Raw genomic sequence first — 620 nt, 5'->3', positions numbered from 1 at the left:
GGGGTGTGGGGGATGGTGAGGACGACCTTGCCGATGTGGCGGGCCTGGGCCATGAAGCGGAAGGCGTCCACCGACTCCCGCACGTCCCAGCACCGCACCGGAAGACCCCGCAGCGCTCCCCGCTCGAACAACCCGGCCAGCTCCACCAGCATCGCGCCGATGCGATCCGGGCCCGCGTCGTCGGCGATGTCGAACGCGCGGTATATCACACCCGGATGTGTCCGTGCCACCTCCTCGGCGTTGCGGAGGTCGGTTTTGCCCATTTCGATGAATCGGCCGTTGGGGGTGAGGAGGCGGAGGGAGGCGTCGGTGAGGTTGTCGGTGAGGGAGTTGAGGATGACGTGGATGCCTTGGCCTTGGGTGGTGGTGTGGAAGGTGGTTTCGAAGTCGGGGGTGCGGGAGGTGGCGATGTGGTGGTCGTCGAGTCCCATGGCGCGTAGGTGGGGCCATTTGGTGGGGTTGGCGGTGGCGAAGACTTCGGCGCCGAGGTGTTGGGCGAGTTGGATGGCGGCGGTGCCGACGCCTCCGGTGCCGGCGTGGATGAGGACGCGTTCGCCTGGTTTGAGGGCGGCGAGGTCGTGCAGTCCGTAGTAGGCGGTCAGATACACGATGGGGAACGC

At 67.3% G+C, this 620-nt stretch carries 1 protein-coding gene; it reads right to left on the bottom strand.

The genetic code is table 11. The features are described 5' to 3' along the window. On the bottom strand, positions 1 to 620 hold a 620-nt coding region (locus NQU54_RS48750; RefSeq protein ID WP_257636679.1), incomplete at both ends, for a zinc-binding dehydrogenase.

Origin of the sequence: Streptomyces malaysiensis subsp. samsunensis, from assembly GCF_024519315.1 — a bacterium.
In the GTDB taxonomy this organism is placed as follows: domain Bacteria; phylum Actinomycetota; class Actinomycetes; order Streptomycetales; family Streptomycetaceae; genus Streptomyces; species Streptomyces malaysiensis.
The sequence above is the reverse complement of the archived record's forward strand: the minus strand, read 5'-3'. Positions and strand labels throughout refer to the sequence as shown.